Source organism: Nocardia sp. JMUB6875 (assembly GCF_041154655.1).
GTDB lineage: Bacteria > Actinomycetota > Actinomycetes > Mycobacteriales > Mycobacteriaceae > Nocardia.
Map to the genome: position 1 here is coordinate 1 of NZ_BAAFGR010000050.1, position 18,456 is coordinate 18,456.

Annotated in this window: 15 protein-coding genes; 6 read left to right on the forward strand and 9 right to left on the reverse strand. The window is 69.2% G+C overall.

Features of this window, described 5'->3' with window-relative positions:
* The 3 genes from ACAM49_RS15160 to ACAM49_RS15170 form a co-directional block, all read right to left on the reverse strand.
* On the reverse strand, positions 1-2,512 hold a 2,512-nt coding region (locus tag ACAM49_RS15160), incomplete at its 3' end, for an acyltransferase domain-containing protein (protein WP_369636135.1).
* A gap of 210 nt (positions 2,513-2,722) precedes the next feature.
* Positions 2,723-2,896, reverse strand: coding sequence for a type II toxin-antitoxin system VapB family antitoxin (locus tag ACAM49_RS15165; RefSeq protein ID WP_369636136.1), 174 nt, complete (start codon positions 2,894-2,896; stop codon positions 2,723-2,725).
* Positions 2,897-3,087: 191 nt separating this feature from the next.
* Positions 3,088-4,062 carry an NAD(P)H-dependent flavin oxidoreductase gene (locus ACAM49_RS15170; protein WP_369636137.1) on the reverse strand — a complete coding sequence of 325 codons (975 nt, stop codon included), beginning with the start codon at positions 4,060-4,062 and terminating at the stop codon, positions 3,088-3,090.
* Between the two features lie 283 nt (positions 4,063-4,345).
* Here ACAM49_RS15170 and fadD5 point away from each other — a divergent pair, with 283 nt between their 5' ends.
* Positions 4,346-5,911, forward strand: coding sequence for a fatty-acid--CoA ligase FadD5 (fadD5, locus tag ACAM49_RS15175; RefSeq protein ID WP_369636138.1), 1,566 nt, complete (start codon positions 4,346-4,348; stop codon positions 5,909-5,911).
* Here the strand turns inward: fadD5 and ACAM49_RS15180 are convergent.
* Positions 5,908-8,358 (reverse strand): lysylphosphatidylglycerol synthase domain-containing protein, encoded by a 2,451-nt coding sequence (locus tag ACAM49_RS15180; protein ID WP_369636139.1) that lies wholly within the window; start codon positions 8,356-8,358, stop codon positions 5,908-5,910. The two genes, fadD5 and ACAM49_RS15180, sit on opposite strands and share 4 nt — an antisense overlap.
* Before the next feature lie 229 nt (positions 8,359-8,587).
* Between ACAM49_RS15180 and ACAM49_RS15185 the strand changes: the two genes are divergently transcribed.
* A complete protein-coding gene (locus ACAM49_RS15185; RefSeq protein ID WP_369636140.1) occupies positions 8,588-9,211 on the forward strand; it encodes a GDSL-type esterase/lipase family protein in 624 nt (207 codons plus the stop codon).
* On the opposite strand, the gene ACAM49_RS15190 is transcribed toward ACAM49_RS15185, so the two are convergent.
* The gene (locus ACAM49_RS15190; protein WP_369636141.1) at positions 9,157-10,710 is read right to left on the reverse strand and encodes a threonine/serine exporter ThrE family protein; all 1,554 of its coding nucleotides are present in this window, start codon (positions 10,708-10,710) and stop codon (positions 9,157-9,159) included. The two genes, ACAM49_RS15185 and ACAM49_RS15190, sit on opposite strands and share 55 nt — an antisense overlap.
* A 188-nt stretch (positions 10,711-10,898) precedes the next feature.
* Between ACAM49_RS15190 and ACAM49_RS15195 the strand changes: the two genes are divergently transcribed.
* Both ACAM49_RS15195 and ACAM49_RS15200 read left to right on the forward strand, forming a co-directional pair.
* Positions 10,899-11,819: a LysR family transcriptional regulator gene (locus ACAM49_RS15195; RefSeq protein ID WP_369636142.1), complete on the forward strand. Its 921-nt coding sequence runs from the start codon at positions 10,899-10,901 to the stop codon at positions 11,817-11,819.
* Between the two features lie 25 nt (positions 11,820-11,844).
* Positions 11,845-12,489 (forward strand): class I SAM-dependent methyltransferase, encoded by a 645-nt coding sequence (locus ACAM49_RS15200; protein ID WP_369636143.1) that lies wholly within the window; start codon positions 11,845-11,847, stop codon positions 12,487-12,489.
* Here ACAM49_RS15200 and ACAM49_RS15205 read toward each other — a convergent pair.
* A complete protein-coding gene (locus ACAM49_RS15205) occupies positions 12,464-13,351 on the reverse strand; it encodes an NmrA family NAD(P)-binding protein (protein ID WP_369636144.1) in 888 nt (295 codons plus the stop codon). The two genes, ACAM49_RS15200 and ACAM49_RS15205, sit on opposite strands and share 26 nt — an antisense overlap.
* 28 nt (positions 13,352-13,379) lie before the next feature.
* Here ACAM49_RS15205 and ACAM49_RS15210 point away from each other — a divergent pair, with 28 nt between their 5' ends.
* A complete protein-coding gene (locus ACAM49_RS15210; protein WP_369636145.1) occupies positions 13,380-13,856 on the forward strand; it encodes a winged helix-turn-helix transcriptional regulator in 477 nt (158 codons plus the stop codon).
* Here the strand turns inward: ACAM49_RS15210 and ACAM49_RS15215 are convergent.
* The 3 genes from ACAM49_RS15215 to ACAM49_RS15225 form a co-directional block, all read right to left on the reverse strand.
* Positions 13,853-15,403 (reverse strand): phytoene desaturase family protein, encoded by a 1,551-nt coding sequence (locus ACAM49_RS15215; protein WP_369636146.1) that lies wholly within the window; start codon positions 15,401-15,403, stop codon positions 13,853-13,855. The genes ACAM49_RS15210 and ACAM49_RS15215 overlap by 4 nt on opposite strands.
* 37 nt (positions 15,404-15,440) lie before the next feature.
* Positions 15,441-16,976 (reverse strand): FAD-binding protein, encoded by a 1,536-nt coding sequence (locus ACAM49_RS15220; RefSeq protein ID WP_369636166.1) that lies wholly within the window; start codon positions 16,974-16,976, stop codon positions 15,441-15,443.
* A 91-nt stretch (positions 16,977-17,067) separates the two neighbouring features.
* The gene (locus ACAM49_RS15225; RefSeq protein ID WP_369636147.1) at positions 17,068-17,967 is read right to left on the reverse strand and encodes an NADP-dependent oxidoreductase; all 900 of its coding nucleotides are present in this window, start codon (positions 17,965-17,967) and stop codon (positions 17,068-17,070) included.
* A gap of 66 nt (positions 17,968-18,033) precedes the next feature.
* Here ACAM49_RS15225 and ACAM49_RS15230 point away from each other — a divergent pair, with 66 nt between their 5' ends.
* Positions 18,034-18,456, forward strand: a complete 423-nt coding sequence (locus ACAM49_RS15230; RefSeq protein ID WP_369636148.1) for a winged helix-turn-helix transcriptional regulator — start codon at positions 18,034-18,036, stop codon at positions 18,454-18,456.

Here is an 18,456-nt window from a genome sequence, read left to right on the forward strand (position 1 = left end):
ACCCACCCGCGACCACATACGTCCCCTCGGGCCGCACCTCCACCACCGGGAAGGCCGGTGCGCCCACCTCCCCACCCAACAGCTCCGCGCCACCATCCGGCCACCGCCGCTCGGTTCCCGAATACTCTCTGCGCCACTGCCGTTGCGGCGGCGCGGCGGTATGTGTCCCCAGCGCCGTCCAATCCACCTGCCGTCCTTCGAGATACAGCAGCGCCAGGGTCCGCAGCAGGCTCGCGGCCTCGTCGTCACGCGCGAGCACGGGGTGCGCACCACCCCGGAAGGCGGCGCGCTCGCGGACGGTCGAGGTGAGCACCGCGGCCGGGCCCATTTCGAGCACCGTCGAAATACCTTCGGCGGCAGCGTGTTCCAAGGCGGAGGACAGTTCGACCGCACTCGCGGCGTTGGCCGACCAGTAGCGACCGTCCAGGCGGAGATCGGCGTCGGCGCCCGTGCCGGCGCCGGGCGGGCCGGAGTCCGACGGGTCTTCGCCGTCCGTACTGCCCGCCCGCAACACCGCCCCGCGCCGGGTGGTCGAGTACAGCCGTCGGGTGGCGGCGACAGGTTCGAGATCGGCGAGCGCACCGTGCAATTCGTCTACGCGGGCACGAATCGACGGCAGATGCGACGGCTGCGGCACGGCGTCGGGCGCCAGGCGCTGAGCGAAGATCGCGCGCCGATGCGCCCGCCGCACCAGCGCGTCGATATAGCGCGGCTCCCCCGACACGGTTACGGTGGTCGGCCCGTCCACCGCCGCCACCGCGACATCCGCGCTCATGGGTTCGACCAGGCGCGCCACCTCGGCGGGCGTCGCCTCCAGTCGGGCGGCGGCCCCCGCCGCACCCACTCGCTCCAGCAGCCGCGCTCGCGCCACCACGACTCGCGCCCCGGCCTGCACCGGCAGCGCGCCGGAGCAGACAGCCGCCGCCACCTCTCCGACACCGTGCCCGGCGACCGCGTCGGCACGGACTCCCCAGGATTCCAGCAACTGGGCCAGGGCCACCTGGAACACGAAGAGCGACGCGTGCGCGAAAACCAGCTCGCCCGAACCGTTTCCGTCGCCGGTATCGGCGCTGCGACCGGCTCCGAGAGGAGCACCGCCGACCGGGTCCGGCGCTGCCGAGTCGGCACGCGTCACCTCGCCGGTAGAGCGATCTGCCGCGAGGACTCGACCGGTGTCGATCGCACCATTCGGTGTGTTCGGCTCCGGCGGCGGCGCGGCCGTCCGGCCGGTGTGGGTGGCATCGAGTGGAGTCGCGTCGGTGTATCCGCCGTCGCTACCGCCGTGAGCGGATCGCGGTTCGTCCCGGCGACCGAATTCGGCGGCGCTGAATCGGCCTGGTCGACCGCCGGCCGGGGCCGCGGGGTGGCCGATGCCCGTCTTCACGGCTCCCACGCTGCACGTCGATCCGGCGGCCGGTCCCGCAGCGGCGCGGGCGGGCGGGCGGAATCCGTTGCGCGGTGTCCACACCCGGGGTCCACCGGCATTGACGACGGCGTCCGTGGCCGCGGTGAGAGCGGTGGCGAAGACCGGGTATCGGGCGGCCAGGGCGCGTCCCATGCGCGGGTGGTCGCCGGTTCCCGGGAACAGGAAGAGGAGTTCACCGGTGCGCTGCGCCCGGGGTGGATCGAATATCTCTAGCGGGCCCGAGGCTGCCGCGGCAGACGTGATCAACTGGGCGGCAGGTGCATTCGCGCCCGTGGCCCTGATGCGGCTGGCCAGCGTGCGCAATCGGGTCGCGGCTTCGGTGGCGTCGCGCGCCAGGACGGCGGCGCGGGTGTCCTCGGGTACCAATCGGGCTGTGGCGGTGGCGAATTCGCGAATCGAGCGGTAGGAGCCGACCGCCACCGCCCAGCGCAGAGCCAGATTGTGGACGGTGGCGGGGTCGCGGCCCGTGATCGGGATCAGCACCGGGGGTTCGTCACCGCGGTCGACTGTCGCCTCGCGGTTGTTCGCGGGGTCGTGCAGGGCGATATGCGGGTCGAGACTGTCCGCTTCCTGGAAGCCCAGGCCCGGGCCGCCGATTTCGGCGTAGCGGCGGGTGCGGGTGTGGACCGCGTCGGTGGTGCGCTGGAGGATCAGGACGGTGCAGACGCCGGGGCCGGTGCGGGCGCCGGGGAGGCGGAGGTCTGAAATGTCCGGTAGCAGAGCGAGATCCACGCCGCCCGCGATCACGAAGGGCACGGTGGGGTCGGCCAGCAGGCGGACGCCCATGTCGACGGCCACCAGGGGTGAGGCGCGCCGGCTGTCCACGGTGAGGCTGGGCCCGCGCAGGTCGAGGGCGCGGGAGAGGTGGTGGGCGCTGTTGGTGCCGCCCACCGCGCCGAAGACCACGGCCGCCTGGGAACCCGCTGCCAGGCAACCCAATCCGGAGTCGTCGAGGGCCTCCACGGCCACTTCGAGGGTCGCGCGCTGGCGCGGGGTGAGGCCGGCCGCCTCGAGCCGGTCCATGCCGAACCACTCGTGGTCGAAATCCGTACCTGTCGTCCGGCAGCCGACACCGACGATCGACACCCGCGCGAAGGGGGTGGTATCGGTCGATGCTCTCGTACTCTGCCGCACAGGGATGCCCTCCCGTGTCCGCGGTCGGCCGTCGAGGTACCTCCGGCGATTCTGCCAAGATTTCGCCGCGGCCAGAAGGGCTTTCGCGAGAGGGGCCCGAGGTGTTCGACCGGAAGGTCCGGTTCAGCGCTGCCCGGGACTCCGGTTCAGCGCTGCCTGGAGCTATGAGGCCGTGGCCGTCCGCGCCTGAAAGGGATGGTCGAAATCCTCGGCCGTGGCATGTGTGCTGAAGAATCGCAGTGCTAGGTTCACCGCGTCCTGCTCGGTGTACACGCCCGAGATGGCCATGGTCCGGCGCAGTGCGTCGTCATCGAGATAGATTCGAGTGATTGCCATTTCAGGCACCTCCGCCGCATCCGTCGTGTACTCAAAAGCATGACGGATACCACCGACAGTGATAGCCGGAATGGCAAGAGCCCGGCCTCCGGAAAGGGCAAGAGCCCTCGGCGCGAATGCCAAGGGCCCTTGTCGTAATTGTCTGGGGCGTACCGGTTTTCGCCGGATTCACCCGATCTTGTTCGTCAAGCTCAGCCGAGCATGCTCGCGAGCCGCTGACCGATCAGCGCCTCGGCCTCGGACACCATCCGCGACACCAGTTCCGCGCAGGTCGGGATGTCGTCGATGAGCCCCTGCACCTGACCGGCCGACCAGATGCCGGCGTCCAGATCGCCCTCCTCGAACACGCGACGCCCGCGCGCACCGGCGACCAGGTCCTTCACGTCCTCGAACTTGCCGCCGGCCTTCTCGATCTCGACCACCTTGCGGCTGATCTCGTTGTCGGCCACGCGCGCGGTGTTGTGCATGGTGCGGAAGATGAGCTGGGTCGCCCGCTCGGAGTTGGCGACGATCTGCTCCTTGACCGTCTGGTGGATGGCCGACTCCTGGGTGCACATGAAGCGGGTGCCCATGTTCACGCCGTCCGCGCCCAGCGCCAGCGCCGCGACCAGGCCGCGGGCGTCGGCGATACCGCCGGAGGCGATGACCGGGATGTCCAGGGCCTTGGTGGCGGCCGGAATCAGGATCAGGCCCGGCACATCGTCCTCGCCCGGGTGTCCGGCGCATTCGAAGCCGTCGATGGACACGCCGTCCACGCCGATCTTCTGCGCCTTGAGCGCGTGCCGGACGCTGGTGCACTTGTGCAGCACCTTGATTCCGGCTTCCTTGTAGTACGGCAGGAAGGGCTCCGGATTGGACCCGGCGGTCTCCACGATCTTCACGCCGGAATCGATGATCGCCTTGGCGTACTCCTGGTACGGCGGCGGGTTGATCGACGGCAGGATGGTGACGTTGACGCCGAAGGGCTTGTCGGTCAGCTCCCGCGCGCGGTCGATCTCGCGGCGCAGATCATCGGGGGTGGGCTGGGTGAGCGCGGTGATGATGCCGAGCCCGCCCGCCTCGGAGACGGCGGCGGCCAGTTCCGCGCGGCCGACCCACATCATGCCGCCCTGCACGATGGGGTGCTCGACCCCGAAGGTCTCGGTGAACCGTGTCTTCAGTGCCATTGGCGCTGTCCTCTCCCTGCCTCTCACGACTGCCCTGATACTCGCATAGTTGCATATGGGCGGACAACCCCGATGTGAGTCGGAGTTTGCTATTCAGGTGGCCTTTTCGCGGTGTGCCTGTGGATAGATGAGCGACACGGCTCGAACCCAATACGGCCTGATGTGCCCTCTGAACTGCTGATTGAAAGCGTGAGAACTTCTCAGTGAAACCTTCTCTGTAACCCTTGTCACGTCAGAAAGTTAGGCGGTATTCTCACGGTCGATCAGCGTGAAAGGACACCGCATGACCTTCCAGCCGCTAGACGAGCCGATTCGGTCGCGTCGCAACCACTGGGTGAACCAGGTCGCGACGCACGCGGCCATGCGGCCCGGCCACGTCGCCTTCAAGTTCCAGGGCGTGGACACCACGTGGAAGCAGCTGCACGAGCGGTCGGAGAAGTTCGCCGACGCGCTGTCCCGTCGAGGGGTCGGGTTCGGCGATCGCGTGCTCATCCTGGCGCTGAACTACACCGAGTACATCGAGGCGGTCATGGGCATCAACGCCCTGGGCGCGATCGCGGTGCCGGTGAACTTCCGGCTCACGCCGCCGGAGGTGGCCTACATCGTGTCCGACTCCGGCGCGAAGGCCATCGTCACCGACGCGGTCCTGCGGCCGCTGGCGGTGGGCGTGGCCGGGCAGGCCCCCGGTCTCGACACCGTCGTCGTGATCAACGGGCAGACCGGCGAGGGCGTGATCGGCTACGAGGACTTCCTGAACGAGCCCGGCGAACCCCATGCGCCGCTGGACATTCCGGAGGAAACCCCCTGCCTGATCATGTACACCTCGGGCACCACCGGCAGCCCCAAGGGCGCGGTGCTGACCCACGCGAACATGAACGCGCAGGCGCTGACCTGTATCCGGGCCATGGAGATCACCCCCGATTCCATCGGCTTCTGCACCTCGCCGCTGTTCCACATCGCCGGATTGGGTTCGCTCACCCCATATTTCATGCTCGGCGGCAAGACCGTCCTGCATCCGCTGGGCGCGTTCAACGCCACCGAATTCCTCGACGAGGTCGAGAAGGAACAGGCCACCGCCGCCTTCTGCGTGCCAGTGCAATGGCAACTGATCTGCGAGGAGCCGACGGTCAAGCAGCGCAAGCTGGCACTGCAGGCACTGTGCTGGGGCGCGGCCCCGGCCTCGGACACCGTGCTGCGGGCCATGGCCGACTGCTTCCCGAACGCCTTCAACGTGGCCGTGTTCGGGCAGACCGAGATGTCGCCCATCACCTGTGTGCTCGAGGGCAAGGACGCGCTGCGCAAGCTCGGCTCGGTCGGCCTGCCCATCCCGACCATCCAGGCCCGCGTGGTCGACGACGAGATGAACGATGTCGCGCCGGGCGAGGTGGGCGAGATCGTCTATCGCGGACCGACTCTCATGCAGGGCTACTGGAACAAGCCCGAGGCCACCGCGGAGGCCTTCCACGGCGGCTGGTTCCACTCCGGTGATCTGGTGCGCCGCGACGAGGAGGGCTTCGTCTACGTGGTGGACCGCAAGAAGGACATGATCATCTCCGGCGGCGAGAACATCTACTGCGCCGAGGTGGAGAACGTGCTCTTCGCGCATCCCAAGATCCACGAGGCCGCGGTGGTGGCCCGCCCGCACGAGAAGTGGGGCGAGGTGCCGGTCGCGGTGGTGGCGCTGGTCGAGGGCGTCGACGACCTGACTCTCGAAGAGCTGGAACCGTTCCTGAACGAGTCACTGGCCCGCTACAAGCACCCCAAGCACCTGGTGATCGTGCCCGAGCTGCCGCGCAATGCCAGCGGCAAGGTCGTGAAGGTCGAACTGCGCAAGCAGTATTCGGCCTAGATCATGTCCTTCGCGGTGAGCCAGCGCATGATCGGCCAGCCGCAGAAGACGGGCAGCCAGCAGGTGAGCACGCGGTAGAGGAGGACGGCGGGGACGGCGATCCCCGCCGAGACTCCGAACGCGGCCAGACCACCGATGAGGGCGGCTTCGACCGCGCCCACGCCGCCGGGGGTCGGGGCGGCCGAGGCGAGCGTGCCGCCGATCATGGTGACGATGGTGACCGTCACGAAAGTCGTACTGCCGCCGAAGGCTTCGATACTCGCCCACAGCGCCAGCGCCATGCCCAGCGTGGTGGTGGCGCAGCCGCCGACGATCATGGCCAGCCGTCCGGGCCGCCGGGCCAGATCCTTCAACTGCCCCAGCACATCCGCCAGCTGCGGCCGCACCTCGTGGATCAGCCACTTGCGGACCTTGGGAACGAACATGGTCGCGCCCACGACCCCGAGCAGCGCGCCCGCCACCAGGTACAGCACGGTGGCGTTGGGCACGAAATGCGAGAGGTTCGTGGAGGTTCCGGCCAGCGCGCCGAAGATCAGCAACAGGATCACGTGGGTGACCACCTGCACCGTCTGCTGCAGGGCGACCGCGGCCGTGGCCCGCAACGCCCCCAGGCCGCCCTTCTGCAGGAACCGCACGCTCAGCGCCAGGCCGCCGACACCCGCGGGCGTGGTGGTCGCGGCGAAGGTGTTGGCGATCTGCATGAGCAGCAGGTTGCGGAACTTCACGGCCTCGGAGGCGCACGCCCACAACGCCATTGCCGCGCCCACGTAGGTCAGTGCGGAGACCGTCAGGCCCAGCAGCGCCCACCACCAGTTCAGGTTGCGCAGCTCCGAGGCGAAGGTGGGTACCGCGCTGATGTACGGGTAGGCCACGTACACCAGGCCGATCAGCAGCACCAGCTGGATGATCTGGTTGCGGGAGAAGCGGGTGATCTTGGCGGCCTCGATCTTGTCCTGGCCGGTCTGCTCGGTCACCTCGTCGCGGATGCTCTTCATCAGCGCGCCCGCGTCCGGCACCGCCTTGCGGACGTGAGCGGGCATGGCGGTCTTGGTGAGTCGCGCCGAGCCGTCCAGGATCGCCTGCTTGTCGAGCACCTCGAGCGCGGTGCGCACCGCCGGTTCGGCGCCGTAGAGCGCGGCCGAGGACAACAGCAATTGCGCCACGTCGGAGTCGAAACGCACCTTGTACGCGCCGAATTCGGATTGCACGAAGCCGCCGAACAGCACGTCGTCGTTCAGGACGCGGATCTCCTCGGCGCGCAGGTCGCCGTGCGAGATCTGGGCCTGATGCATGGCGTGCAGCGCTCGCCAGACCTGCGCCAGGGTCTTCTCGCCGTCGGCGGCGGCCAGCGGGCGGCCCTGGGGCACGGTGTGCGCGTACACCATCCAGCCGCGGTCCAGCGCCGCCACCGTGAGCGGCTTGTTACTGGCCAGGCCGAGATCGGCGATGGCGAAGCCCATCAGCGCCCGATGCTCCACCGCGCGCCGCATGGACGCGAAGGGGGCCGGATACTCGCCGGTGCGAATGGTGAGCCAGCGCCGCAGCTGCTGCAGCATGCCGCGGCTGCGCTGGTTCGCGCCGTACATCTCGATGATCAATTCATTGTCCGGCGAACGGGATTCACCGTTCCCGGCGCCGTCCTTCGGCTCCGGCGTGCCGTTCGGCGAGGCGCCCAGCTCCGGCTGTGGCGTCGTGCTCACCGAGAGCACCAGCGGCCCGCGGGCGGCCGGGCGCAGCACCTTGAAGGCGGTCACCCGGAAGCCGCGCTGGGCCAGTACCCGCACCGCCGCGGCCAGCGGCACCTCCAGCGCGGGCGTGCCGACCACCAGCACGATGACCGCGCCGACCAGCCAGCCCACCACCAGCCCGAGCGCGGCCCGGGCGGGCACCACCAGCGAGACGAACAGGTGGATGGGCACGAAGGCCAGCAGCAGCGTCCACCACCAGCGCCGCGCCCGCTTGGGCAGCCACGGGCTGGCCACCGTGAGCGTCGCCGCCAGCATGGCGATCCAGCGCGGATCGTCGAGGAACTGCGACAGGAAGGTGTTGACCTGCTGCGGTTCCGAGAGATGCCAGCGCGGTGCGGAGAAGCCGGTGCCGGTGATGGAGAACAGCCCCAGCGCGATCAGGCCCGCGGAGACGAAGCCGCCCAGCAGCTTCCACTGCCGGCGCAGGATCAGCCGCACCAGAATGGCGAAGGGCAGCACCAGCACCGCGATGCCGTAGACGATGTAGACCAGGTTGGACTGTTCCGGCGTCAGGAATCCGACGATATTGGAGACCGACCGCTCCAGCGCCTCCCACTGCGGGCGGGTGATCAGCGATCCGGCGACCACGATGCCCACCGACAACGCGGACAGCACGACGCGCAGAATGTCGGTGGTCCGGCGGATCCGCGGCTGCAGCAGGCTGCCGGAGACGGGAATCTCCCGCCCGTCGACTCGCATGTCCTATACGCGCTTTCGGATCGTGGGAACGGCTGCGGTCCCATGGTCGGCTCGGTTGAGTATGCGGCAGGTAAGACGGTCACCCACCTTCCAACACGCCGGTAACCGTAACCCGTGCTGGGCGGGAGAAGTGTTCCGCCCGTCGGCACGCCGGGCCCGGATACCTGTTTTTCCTGCTTATTACGAGGCTTAGGTGTTGGCCGAACGGGCGTGCGAGGATCGCTGTGTGGTGCTCGATCTTCGTGTCTGCTTTATCGGGGAATCATTCGTCGCGGGGGTCGGTGACCAGAAATGCCTGGGCTGGGCGGGGCGCCTGGCCGCCAGAGCCATCGCTGCGGGCCAGCCGCTGACCTATTACAACCTGGGGGTCCGGCGGGAGAACAGCACCGAACTACGCGGGCGCTGGGCGGCCGAATGCGCGCCGCGGCTGCCCCTGGACGCGGACTGCCGGGTGGTGATCTCCACCGGCGTCAACGACACCCAGTTCGAGGACGGCCGGGCCCGGGTCGACCCGGAGGACTCGGTGCGCAATCTGGGCGAGATCCTGCGCGAGGCGCGGGAAAGAGGCTGGCAGACAATGGTGGTCGCGCCGCCGCCCAATGTCGACGACGGTCACAATGCCCGCATCGTGGCCCTGGACACCGCCTACGCCGACCTCTGCGAGGACGCCAAGGTGCCCTACCTGCGGTCGCATCAGCCGCTACGCGAGAACCAGATCTGGATGCAGGACATCGCCGCGGGCGACGGCTACCACCCGGGCGCGGCCGGCTACGACGAATTCGCCGCCCTGCTCGCCCCTCACTGGCTGCTCTGGCTCGCCGATCCGGGTTCGGAATTACCTGTGGTGCGGTGAGTTTCGTCGATGGCCGCGGCCGCGGCGGCGGCCTCCGGTGAACGGTCGGCGGCATGGCGTCCGGTGTCCGGGCCCAGCCAGTCCTCGACGATGTTCTCCAGCCGCGGCCGCCGGGTCGAGGCCACCAGCCCCGACCCGACCAGCACACCCATGGCGATGGCGAGCACGGTGAGCACCGCGTTCACGATCACGTGCAGGCCGTTCGGATCGTTCTTGGTGACCAGTTCCGACACCCCGGTCAGTCCCATGCCGCCGGGCACCAGCATCCAGAAGGCGGGCAGGAACACCACCTGCGTCGGCGGGGCATCCTTGCTGCGCTGCACCAGGAATGCCACCGGCACCGCGATCATGCCGCCCAGGAACGAACCCAGCAGTCCGCCACCGTGCAACTGCTGGCCCAGCTGCTGTCCGCAGAACGCCGCGTACAGCACGATGAGCAGCCAGCCCAGTGAGCGCTTGGGCGCGCTGGCCCGCCAGCTGTGGCCCAGTCCGATCAGCAGGACCCCGAGAACCGGTGTCCACCAGCCCAATCCGCTCGAATGCGCCGGTGTGACCGGCGGCAGCGTCCCCAGCAGCTGCAGGCCGATCAGGATGCCGAAGGCCAGCAGTAGCAGCTTGTTGAAGCCGAAGATGGTGCGGCTCGCGCCCGCCACCATGTTCCCGGTGGCCAGCTCGATGGACCCGTTGGTCAGCGCCGAACCCGGCAGCAGGCTCGACACCGACGGGATCAGCAGCTGCGAGGGATTGCCGCCGCCGAGCGTGTTGGGAAAACCGAAGGACAGCAGGGTGACCGCGGCCCCGGCCACCACGGGCAGCGCGGTCGACAGCAGCCGGAACCGGTCGGCGGCCATGATCAGCAGCTGCACCACCAGACCGAGCACGATATAGCCGAGCAGCGCGTCGGAGGTGGGGTTGAGCATCAGGCCCAGGCCGACGGTGAGCACCACATTGCCGACCAGCAGCCGCCACACCGGGGTGGGCTGCGGCGCGGCCAGGATCTCCGCCAGCTGGGCGGTGGCCCGGGCGGGCGGCGGGACTTCCTTCTTGATGTCGTCGATGAGCCGGTAGAGCTTGGCGATCTGATCCAGGCGCAGGGTGTCGGAGTTGGCCTCGAGCAGGTCGACGGCCGAGCCGCGCGAATCCTGTACGCGCACGAACACTCCCGTGGGCAGCACGAAGAAGTGCACCTCGTCGACGTCGTAGCGGTGGGCCAGATCGTCGAGGATGGACTGCACCCGATCGGTGGTCTCGCCGGAGCGGATGAGCGCGACGCCGAGATAGCGCAGCAGATCCAGCAGATCCTGGGAGACGGGCGGCTCGTCGGGCGCGGGCGCTTCCTCCGGGGGCGTGGCGGTTTCGAGGCTGACCCGTTTGAGCCAGCGGTCCATGGATCCCGCGGCGCGGCGGGTGGCCCCGTACAGGGTGCGCGACACCGGGCCCCGGCTGCGCTGCACGCGCCGGTGCTGTGGATGGTGCGGCCGCTCGGTGCTCGTGCCCATCGCCTCCTGGCTAACTTCTCGCAACTCATTGCACAGTAGCGCGGAGCCGAATCCGAGCCCTCGAACGGCGAGGTGATTTCCCCGCCGACGCCGTCCGCGTCGGAGAACTGCCGATAGCATCCCGGCTCAATCCCGCCTTCCAGGCCATGGGGTATGCCTACCGGTTGCCCTGTTCCTAACCTGGTGGCATGGATATCGACACGCGACTGCTGCGTTACTTCCTGGCAGTCGCGGATGCGGAGAACCTGCCGCGGGCGGCCGCGCGACTGCATGTCGCGCAGCCCGCGCTGGCGACCCAGATCAAACAGCTGGAACAGCAGCTGGGTGTGGAACTGTTCATCCGGTCCCGCGCCGGCTGGACGCTGACCGCGGCGGGAAAGGTGCTGTCCGAACAGGTCCCGGACCTGCTGGCCTCGTGGGACCGGATACTGCGCGACACCAAGAGCGATGCCAGCCGCGCCTCCCGGGTGCTGCGGCTGGGCTGCGTGAACAGCGCCGCCGACGCGCACATCCCGGAGATCATCCGGGTCTTCCACCGCCTGCACCCGGACTGGCAGGTCGATATCCACCAGGGCGGCTGGACCGATCCGACCGCCGGGCTCGACGAGGGCGATGTGGATGTGGCCCTGCTGCGCCTGCCCTTTCCCGGTCAGGAGGAGTACCACCTGCGGGAGCTGTTCGCCGAACCGCGCTGGATCGCGCTGGCCCAGGACCATCCGCTGGCCGAGCGCGACGATATCGCCTTCCGCGAGCTGTGGGACGAGCCGTATGTCGCCTCGCCCGCGGAAACCGGCTGGTGGCGCGACTATTGGATGGGGTTGGACGCGCGGCCCGCGGACACCGCCATCATCGGGGCCATCGCCCGCAGCACCGAGGAGTGGCTGCGCGCCATCGCCAATGGGTTCGGGGTGAGCTTCACCCCCGCCTCCACCGCGCGCACCGAGTACCCGGGCGTGGTGTTCCGGCCGGTGCACGGCATCGGCCCGACCCGGGTGGCGGTGGTGTGGCCGGACGCCTCCGAGGCGGATCCGGTGATGCGGTACTTCATTCGCTGCTGCTCCGACATCATGGGCGGTTCGCACAGTGCGGACGGTCGCCGCACTTCCTAGCCGTCCGGTCGGACATGATGGGTGCATGAGCGACCAGCACGAGCACTGGCAGCGCACCTACCGGGAGCATCCGGGCATGTACGGCGAGGAGCCCTCGGCGGCCGCCGTGTACGCCGCGGACGCCTTCCGGAAGTCCGGTGCGGTCGATGTGCTGGAGCTGGGCTCCGGGCACGGCCGGGACGCAATCTATCTGGCCCGCCGGGGATTTCGGGTGACGGCCGCGGACTTCAGCGCCATCGCCCTGGCCCAATTGCGGGAGCGGGCGGAGGCGGCCGGACTCGGCGATCAGGTCAGCACCCTGGAACACGATGTCCGACAGCCGATTCCGCTCCCCTACCGCAGCGTGGACGCCGTCTACGCGCACATGCTGCTGTGCATGAACCTCAGCACCCAGGAGATCCGCGACCTGGTCGCCGAGGTGCGCCGGGTGCTCAAACCCGGCGGCGTATTCGTCTACACCGTCCGCAATACCGACGATGCCCACTTCGGCACCGGCAAGGCGCTCGGCGACTACATCTACGAACACGGCGGATTCGCCGTCCACTTCTTCACCGCCGAACTGGTCGACACCCTCGCCCTGGGATGGGATCTGCGCGAACGGTATTCGTTCGAGGAGGGCGAACTGCCGCGCCGGTTGTGGCGGGTCACGCAGGAACTGCCGCGGCACTGAGCGCGGCGGCCAGCGCCGCGCGGATCGAGCGCGGTGCGGTCGGCAGCAGGGCGGGCAGATCGCTGCTCGTGGCGTGCAGGAAACCTGCCTTCAGGTTGGCGAACAGCGACACGCTGTGCCCGATCCGATAGGCGTCCAGATCACCGGCGAGCAGGCCCGTGCGCAGATCGGAGAGCGAGACATCGCGGTATTCCACCGGGCGGCCGAGGGATTCGCTCAGTAGCTCGGCGATCTCGATGCCGTCGAGCGAGTCCACGCCCTCGAGCTCGTAGGTGCGACCGGCGTGCGGGCTGACCTCGTCGGCCTTCAGTGCGCGCTCGGTCTCGGCGGCCACCCGGACCGCCACCTCCGCCAGGTCCTGCCGCGAGGCTCCGGAGATCCGCCCGGTCCCGAACGGCGCGGCGAAAACGCCGGTGGCGGCGGCGGATTCGACGGCGTCCGCGGCCAGACCCACGGTCAGTTCGCTGTAGAAGCCGTTGCGCAACACCGTGACGTCGAAAGGCGCCGCGGCCAACCGCTTCTCGGTCCACAGATGCGGGACCGAGATGGAGGTGTAGTGCGCCGAGGCGGACAGGCTGGTGTAGATCACGTGCCGCACGCCCGCGGGCGCGGCGGCCGCGACCAGCGCGCCGTGGCGGGCGAACACCACATCGTCCTCGGCGTATCCGGCGGAGACGAACACCAGCACATCCACACCGTCGAGTCCCGCCGCGAGCGTGGCGGGATCGTCGAAGTCGAGGCGGCGCACGGCCTCGCCGTCGCCGGAGCTGCTGCCCGCCAGCACCTCCAGATCCGGCTGGGCGCGCAGCCCCGCCAGCACCAGTCCGCCCAGGGCTCCCGAAACACCGGTTACCAGAATCATTCGAACCACTTCCTGCGTTGTCCATGTCGTGAATATCGACCTGACCGAGCATCCGGCCATCGCGACGGCCCGGGAAGAAGGCACTTTGCTGTCACTCACGAACACCGTTGTTACCGAAGAGGTCGCGGACCCTATTCCCGCCGGGCCCTGTGGCGATGACAACTGCGGCATCCGCGACACCCTCGACCGGCTCGGCGACAAATGGACGGTCCTGGTACTGGCCGAATTGCGCAAGGGCACCCGGCGATTCGGCGAACTGCAGCGAGCCCTGCCCGGCATCTCCCAACGCATGCTGACCCTGACCACGAAAAGGCTATGGCGCGACGGGTTTCTGGAGCGCACCGCCTACCCGACGATTCCCCCGCAGGTGGAATACCGGCTCACCGAATCGGGCGAGAGCCTCGCGGAAGTCGCGTTCTATCTGGCCGAGTGGTCCCGGGCGCACATGGACGGGGTCGCCGCGGCCCGGGCCCGCTGGGACGCCGAGCACGGCGGACTCGATTAGCCCTGTTCGAGGACGGCCATGGCGGCGTTGTGGCCGCCGATGCCGCTGACTCCGCCGCCGCGCACCGCGCCCGCGCCGCACAGCAGGATATTGCGCTGGCCGGTGGCGACGCCCCAGCGTGCGGCGGGGCTGTCGTCGGAGTCGTCGCGGTAGGGAAAGGCCAAGTCGCCGTGGAAGATATGGCCGCCGGGCATGCTGATCTCGCGCTCGAGTTCGAGCGGGGTGCGGGCCTCGAGGCAGGGGTTGCCCTCGCCGTCGAGGGCCAGGCAGTCGCGGATGGGTTCGGCCAGGACCGAATCCAGTTGGGCCAGGGTGTCATCCACGAGACGGTCCTTGGTGCCGCGCGGATCACCAGCGAAAAGGCTTGCGGGAGTGTGCAGACCGAACAGGGTGAGGGTGTGGAAGCCGCGCTCGATGAGGTCCGGCGCCAGGATCGACGGGTCGGTCAGGGTGTGGCAGTAGATCTCCGAGGGCGGGGCCGACGGCGTCCGTCCCGCGGCGGCCTCGCGGTAGGCGTGTTCGAGCTGGGTCGCGGATTCGGCGATGTGGAAGGTACCGGCGAAGGCGGTACGCGGATCCACCTGCGGGTCACGGAGTTTCGGTAAACGGCGCAGCAGCATGTTGATCTTCAGCTGGGCGCCCTCGGGCTTCTCGGCGGACTCGCCAAGCAGTCCCGCCAGCACATACGGCGCGGCGTTCACCAACACGTGCCGCGCGGACGCCGATTGCTCGAGCTCACCGTGGACGAAGCTTACTTCCGCTGTGGCCCCGTCGGTTTCGATGCCGGTGACGGTGCATCCGGTGCGGATCTCGGCCCCGGCCGCGCGGGCGGCCGCCGCGAGCGCGTCGGTCAGCGCGCCCATGCCGCCGACCGGGACGTTCCAGTCGCCGGTGCCGCCGCCGATCACGTGGTAGAGGAAGCAGCGGTTCTGCAGCAGCGACGGGTCATGGGCATGGGTGAACGTGCCGATGAGCGCGTCGGTGAGCACCACTCCGCGCACGGTGTCGTCGGCGAACCGCGCCTCCACCGTCTCGCCCAGCGGCCGTTCGAAGATCGCTTCCCAGGCGGCGGAATCGTCGACGGCGCGCCGCAATTCGTCGCGGGTGGGCAGCGGCTGGGTCAGGGTCGGGAAGACGCGCTCGGCCAGCCGCCCGGTCATGGCGTAGAAGTCCTGCCAGGCGGCGTAATCGCGCTCGGAGCCGGTGACGTGGGCGAAGCTGGCGCGGGTGGCGGCCTCGGAACCGTTGTCCACCAGCAGGCCGGTATCGCCGATCGGCGTGTACGACGAGATACGCCGCTTGCGGGTCTCGAAGCTCAGATCCAGGTCCCGCACAATGCGTTCGGGCAGCAGGCTCACCAGATACGAGTAGCGCGACAGCCGCGCGTCGAAGCCCGGGAACGCCCGCTCGGACACGGCCGCCCCGCCGGTGTGGTCCGCGCGTTCGAGTACCAGCACCGAACGCCCGGCCCGGGCCAGGTACGCGGCGGCCACCAACCCGTTGTGGCCGCCGCCCACCACGATCACGTCGTAAGCAGCTCGCGTCATGCCGCCCATCGCATCACACTTCGGGCGGCGAACGGGGCTAGCGGGTGCTCATGTCGAGCGCGGCCAGGTGGCTGAACAGGACCGACGCGCCGATCGGGTTGCCGCCGCCGGGGTAGACGGTGCCGCTCACGGCGGCCATGGTGTTGCCCGCGGCGTACAGGCCCGGGATCGGATCGCCCGCTTCGTTCAGCACGCGTGCCGCGGTGTCGGTGCGCAGGCCGCCCTTGGTGCCCAGGTCGGAGATGCCGAAGGCGGCGGCGTGGAACGGGCCCTTCACGATCGGCGCGAGCGGGGGTTCGCCATTGGAGAAGGCGCGATCGTAGGCCTCGTCGCCCCGGCCGAAGTCCGGGTCCACGCCGTCGGCGGCGAACTTGTTGAAGCGGGTGACGGTGGCGGTCAAAGCCTCGGCAGGGACACCGATTTCGGCCGCCAGCTCCTCGAGAGTGTCGGCGGTCTTCCACAGGCCCGCCTCGACATAGCGCTCGGCCTCGACCATCGGCACATTGCTGGCCTTGATGGGCGGCACCAGCCCTTCGGCGTCGTCGTAGATCATCCAGAACGGCAGCGTGGCCGAACCGGCGTTCAGGTGCTCGATGATGTCGCGGCCGAGCCGGTCGTAGGACGCGGACTCGTTGACGAACCGCTCACCGGCCTGGTTGACGAAGATGCCGCCGGTGAACCACAGCGCGAAGGCCGCGCGCCCGTCCGGATGGATCAGGCCCGGCGACCACCACGCCTGATCCATCAGATCGGTGTCCGCGCCCACCGCGATGCCCGCCTCGTGCGCCTTGCCCTGATTTCCGTACGGCCCCATGGTGTCCCGGGCGACGCCGGGCACACCGTAGCGCTGCCGCAGTTCGTCATTGCCCTCGAAGCCGCCCGCGGCCAGCAGCACACCCTTGCGCGCCCGGATGGCCACGCGCTGCCCGTCGCGTTCGACGATCGCGCCGACCACCGCGCCGTCCTCGGTCACCAGCTCGACCAGCGGGGTGTTCAGGTACAGCGAGGCGTTCGGGTACTTGGCCAGGCCCAGCAGGAATCGGCCGACCAGGGCGCGCCCGCCGATCAGATAGTCCGGCTGCGGCTCGCCGTTGCGGTCGGTGCCCAGCGGGCCGCGCACCGACCGGCTCAGCTCGCCCAGCTTGGCGGCCTTCAACGGCGCGGGCACGATGTGCCGCTTGCCGTCGGTGCGGGCCTTGGGGGCCTTACCGAAATAGTCGGGCCACGGGAACATCTGGAACTTGAAAGCCTCATCGGCTTCGAGGTATTCGATGACCTTCGCGCCCTTGCGGACGTAGGTCTCCTGCAACTCGGCCGGGGTGCGGTCGCCGACGACGGACCGGAAGTAGGTGAGCGCGTCCTCGACGGTGTCGTCCACGCCCGCGCGCTTCAGCACCGGGTTGCACGGGAACCAGAGGCCGCCGCCACCCGAATACGAAGTGGTGCCGCCGAACTTGTCGGTGGCCTCGACGACCGCCACGCGCAATCCCTCACGGGCCGCCGTGTAGGCCCCGGCCAGGCCGCCGCCCGACCCTGCCACCAGGACATCGACTTCTTCGATCCAGTCCGTCACCGTTACTCCCTTGTACACGCGGTCTCCTCGCGACGGTATGCCCGCGCGGCGGATCGCGCACCAGGTGTCCCGATGGCCGGATCGCCCGTGCCTAGGTCCAGGGTGTGAGCACGATCTTGCCGCGCACCCGGCCGGATTCGCTGAGCTTGTGGGCCTCGGCGACATCGGCCAGGGACAGCACGCGGTCGATCTCGCCGCGCAGCCGCCCGGCCGTGACGAGCGCGGCGATCTCGGACAGGTCCGCGCCGGACGGGTGGAAGTAGTGGCGGTGATAGCGGGGATCGGCGAGGGGTTCCTCGCCCTGGGCGTCGATGACGCGGCCGTTCGGCGTGAGCACGCGCAGCGACCGCTCGGAGTAGTCGCCGCCGACCAGATCGAACGCGACGTACACGGGATCGACGGCGGTGGTGAAATCGGTTGTCGTGTAATCGATCAGCTCGTCCGCGCCCAGGCTGCGCAGGAACTCGTGATTGGCGGCGCGGGCGGTGCCGATCACATACGCGCCGCGCACCTTCGCGATCTGCACGGCCAGATGGCCCACGCCGCCCGCCGCCGCGTGCACCAGAACCCGTTGGCCCGCTTGCACTTCGGTCAATGCCTGCCAGGCGGTGAGCACGGCCGTCGGCAGGGCGGCGGCGTGCACGTGATCGAGCGCCTCCGGTTTGTGCGCGAGGAATCCCGCAGGTGTCACGACATATTCGGCGTATGCCCCGTTTCGGCTCACCGCATTGCCGAAAACCTCGTCACCGGGCGCGAATTCGGTGACGTCCGCACCGATCCCGGTCACCACACCCGACAGATCGAAGCCGAGTGTGAACGGCGGCGGCCCCAGCTTGGTGACCTCACCTTTGCGCAGCTTCCAGTCGGCCGCATTGATCGACGTGGCCGCCACCCGGACCAATACCTCACCCGGGCCGGGCCGCGGAATGTCGACCTCCACCGTCTCCAGAACATCGGGTCCGCCGAGGGTGCGCTGCGTGATCGTCTTCATGATTTCGATCCTGCGCCGGGTAGTATCCAATCGGAAGAAGGCACTATTTTGATCCCGAGGTACCTCATGGATACCACCCCTGACTGGGAGCCATCCGGAAATCTGGTGGAAAGTTACCTCCGGCGCTGCCCCGCCCGCGACATTCTCGCGGTGCTCGCGGACAAGTGGGTGCTGCTGGTGCTGGGCACGCTGCGCAAGGAGGGCGGCCCGATCCGCTTCAACGAACTGCGCCGCCGCCTCGACGGCATCACCCAGAAGGTGCTCACCCGCACCCTGCGCGATCTGGAGCGCGACGGGCTGGTGCGGCGCACCGTGTATCCGACGGTGCCGCCCCGGGTGGAGTACACCCTGACCGACCTCGGCGCCGACCTCGGGCAGATCACCCACGCCATGGGGCAGTGGGCGCTGCGGCACGCGGATGAGATCACCGCCTCGCGAACCGAATTCGACGAACGCGCTGCGCGGGACCCGGAGCCGGTCAGGTCCTGA

What these genes read in the sequence shown, in the direction of transcription:
- ACAM49_RS15180 (WP_369636139.1), bottom strand. Translation starts at nt 8,358, where the DNA reads ATGCGAGTCGACGGGCGGGAGATTCCCGTCTCCGGCAGCCTGCTGCAG.
- ACAM49_RS15205 (WP_369636144.1), bottom strand. Translation starts at nt 13,351, where the DNA reads ATGATTCTGGTAACCGGTGTTTCGGGAGCCCTGGGCGGACTGGTGCTG.
- ACAM49_RS15215 (WP_369636146.1), bottom strand. Translation starts at nt 15,403, where the DNA reads ATGACGCGAGCTGCTTACGACGTGATCGTGGTGGGCGGCGGCCACAAC.
- ACAM49_RS15195 (WP_369636142.1), top strand. Translation starts at nt 10,899, where the DNA reads ATGGATATCGACACGCGACTGCTGCGTTACTTCCTGGCAGTCGCGGAT.
- ACAM49_RS15200 (WP_369636143.1), top strand. Translation starts at nt 11,845, where the DNA reads ATGAGCGACCAGCACGAGCACTGGCAGCGCACCTACCGGGAGCATCCG.
- ACAM49_RS15190 (WP_369636141.1), bottom strand. Translation starts at nt 10,710, where the DNA reads ATGGGCACGAGCACCGAGCGGCCGCACCATCCACAGCACCGGCGCGTG.
- ACAM49_RS15165 (WP_369636136.1), bottom strand. Translation starts at nt 2,896, where the DNA reads ATGGCAATCACTCGAATCTATCTCGATGACGACGCACTGCGCCGGACC.
- ACAM49_RS15225 (WP_369636147.1), bottom strand. Translation starts at nt 17,967, where the DNA reads ATGAAGACGATCACGCAGCGCACCCTCGGCGGACCCGATGTTCTGGAG.
- ACAM49_RS15230 (WP_369636148.1), top strand. Translation starts at nt 18,034, where the DNA reads ATGGATACCACCCCTGACTGGGAGCCATCCGGAAATCTGGTGGAAAGT.
- fadD5 (WP_369636138.1), top strand. Translation starts at nt 4,346, where the DNA reads ATGACCTTCCAGCCGCTAGACGAGCCGATTCGGTCGCGTCGCAACCAC.
- ACAM49_RS15170 (WP_369636137.1), bottom strand. Translation starts at nt 4,062, where the DNA reads ATGGCACTGAAGACACGGTTCACCGAGACCTTCGGGGTCGAGCACCCC.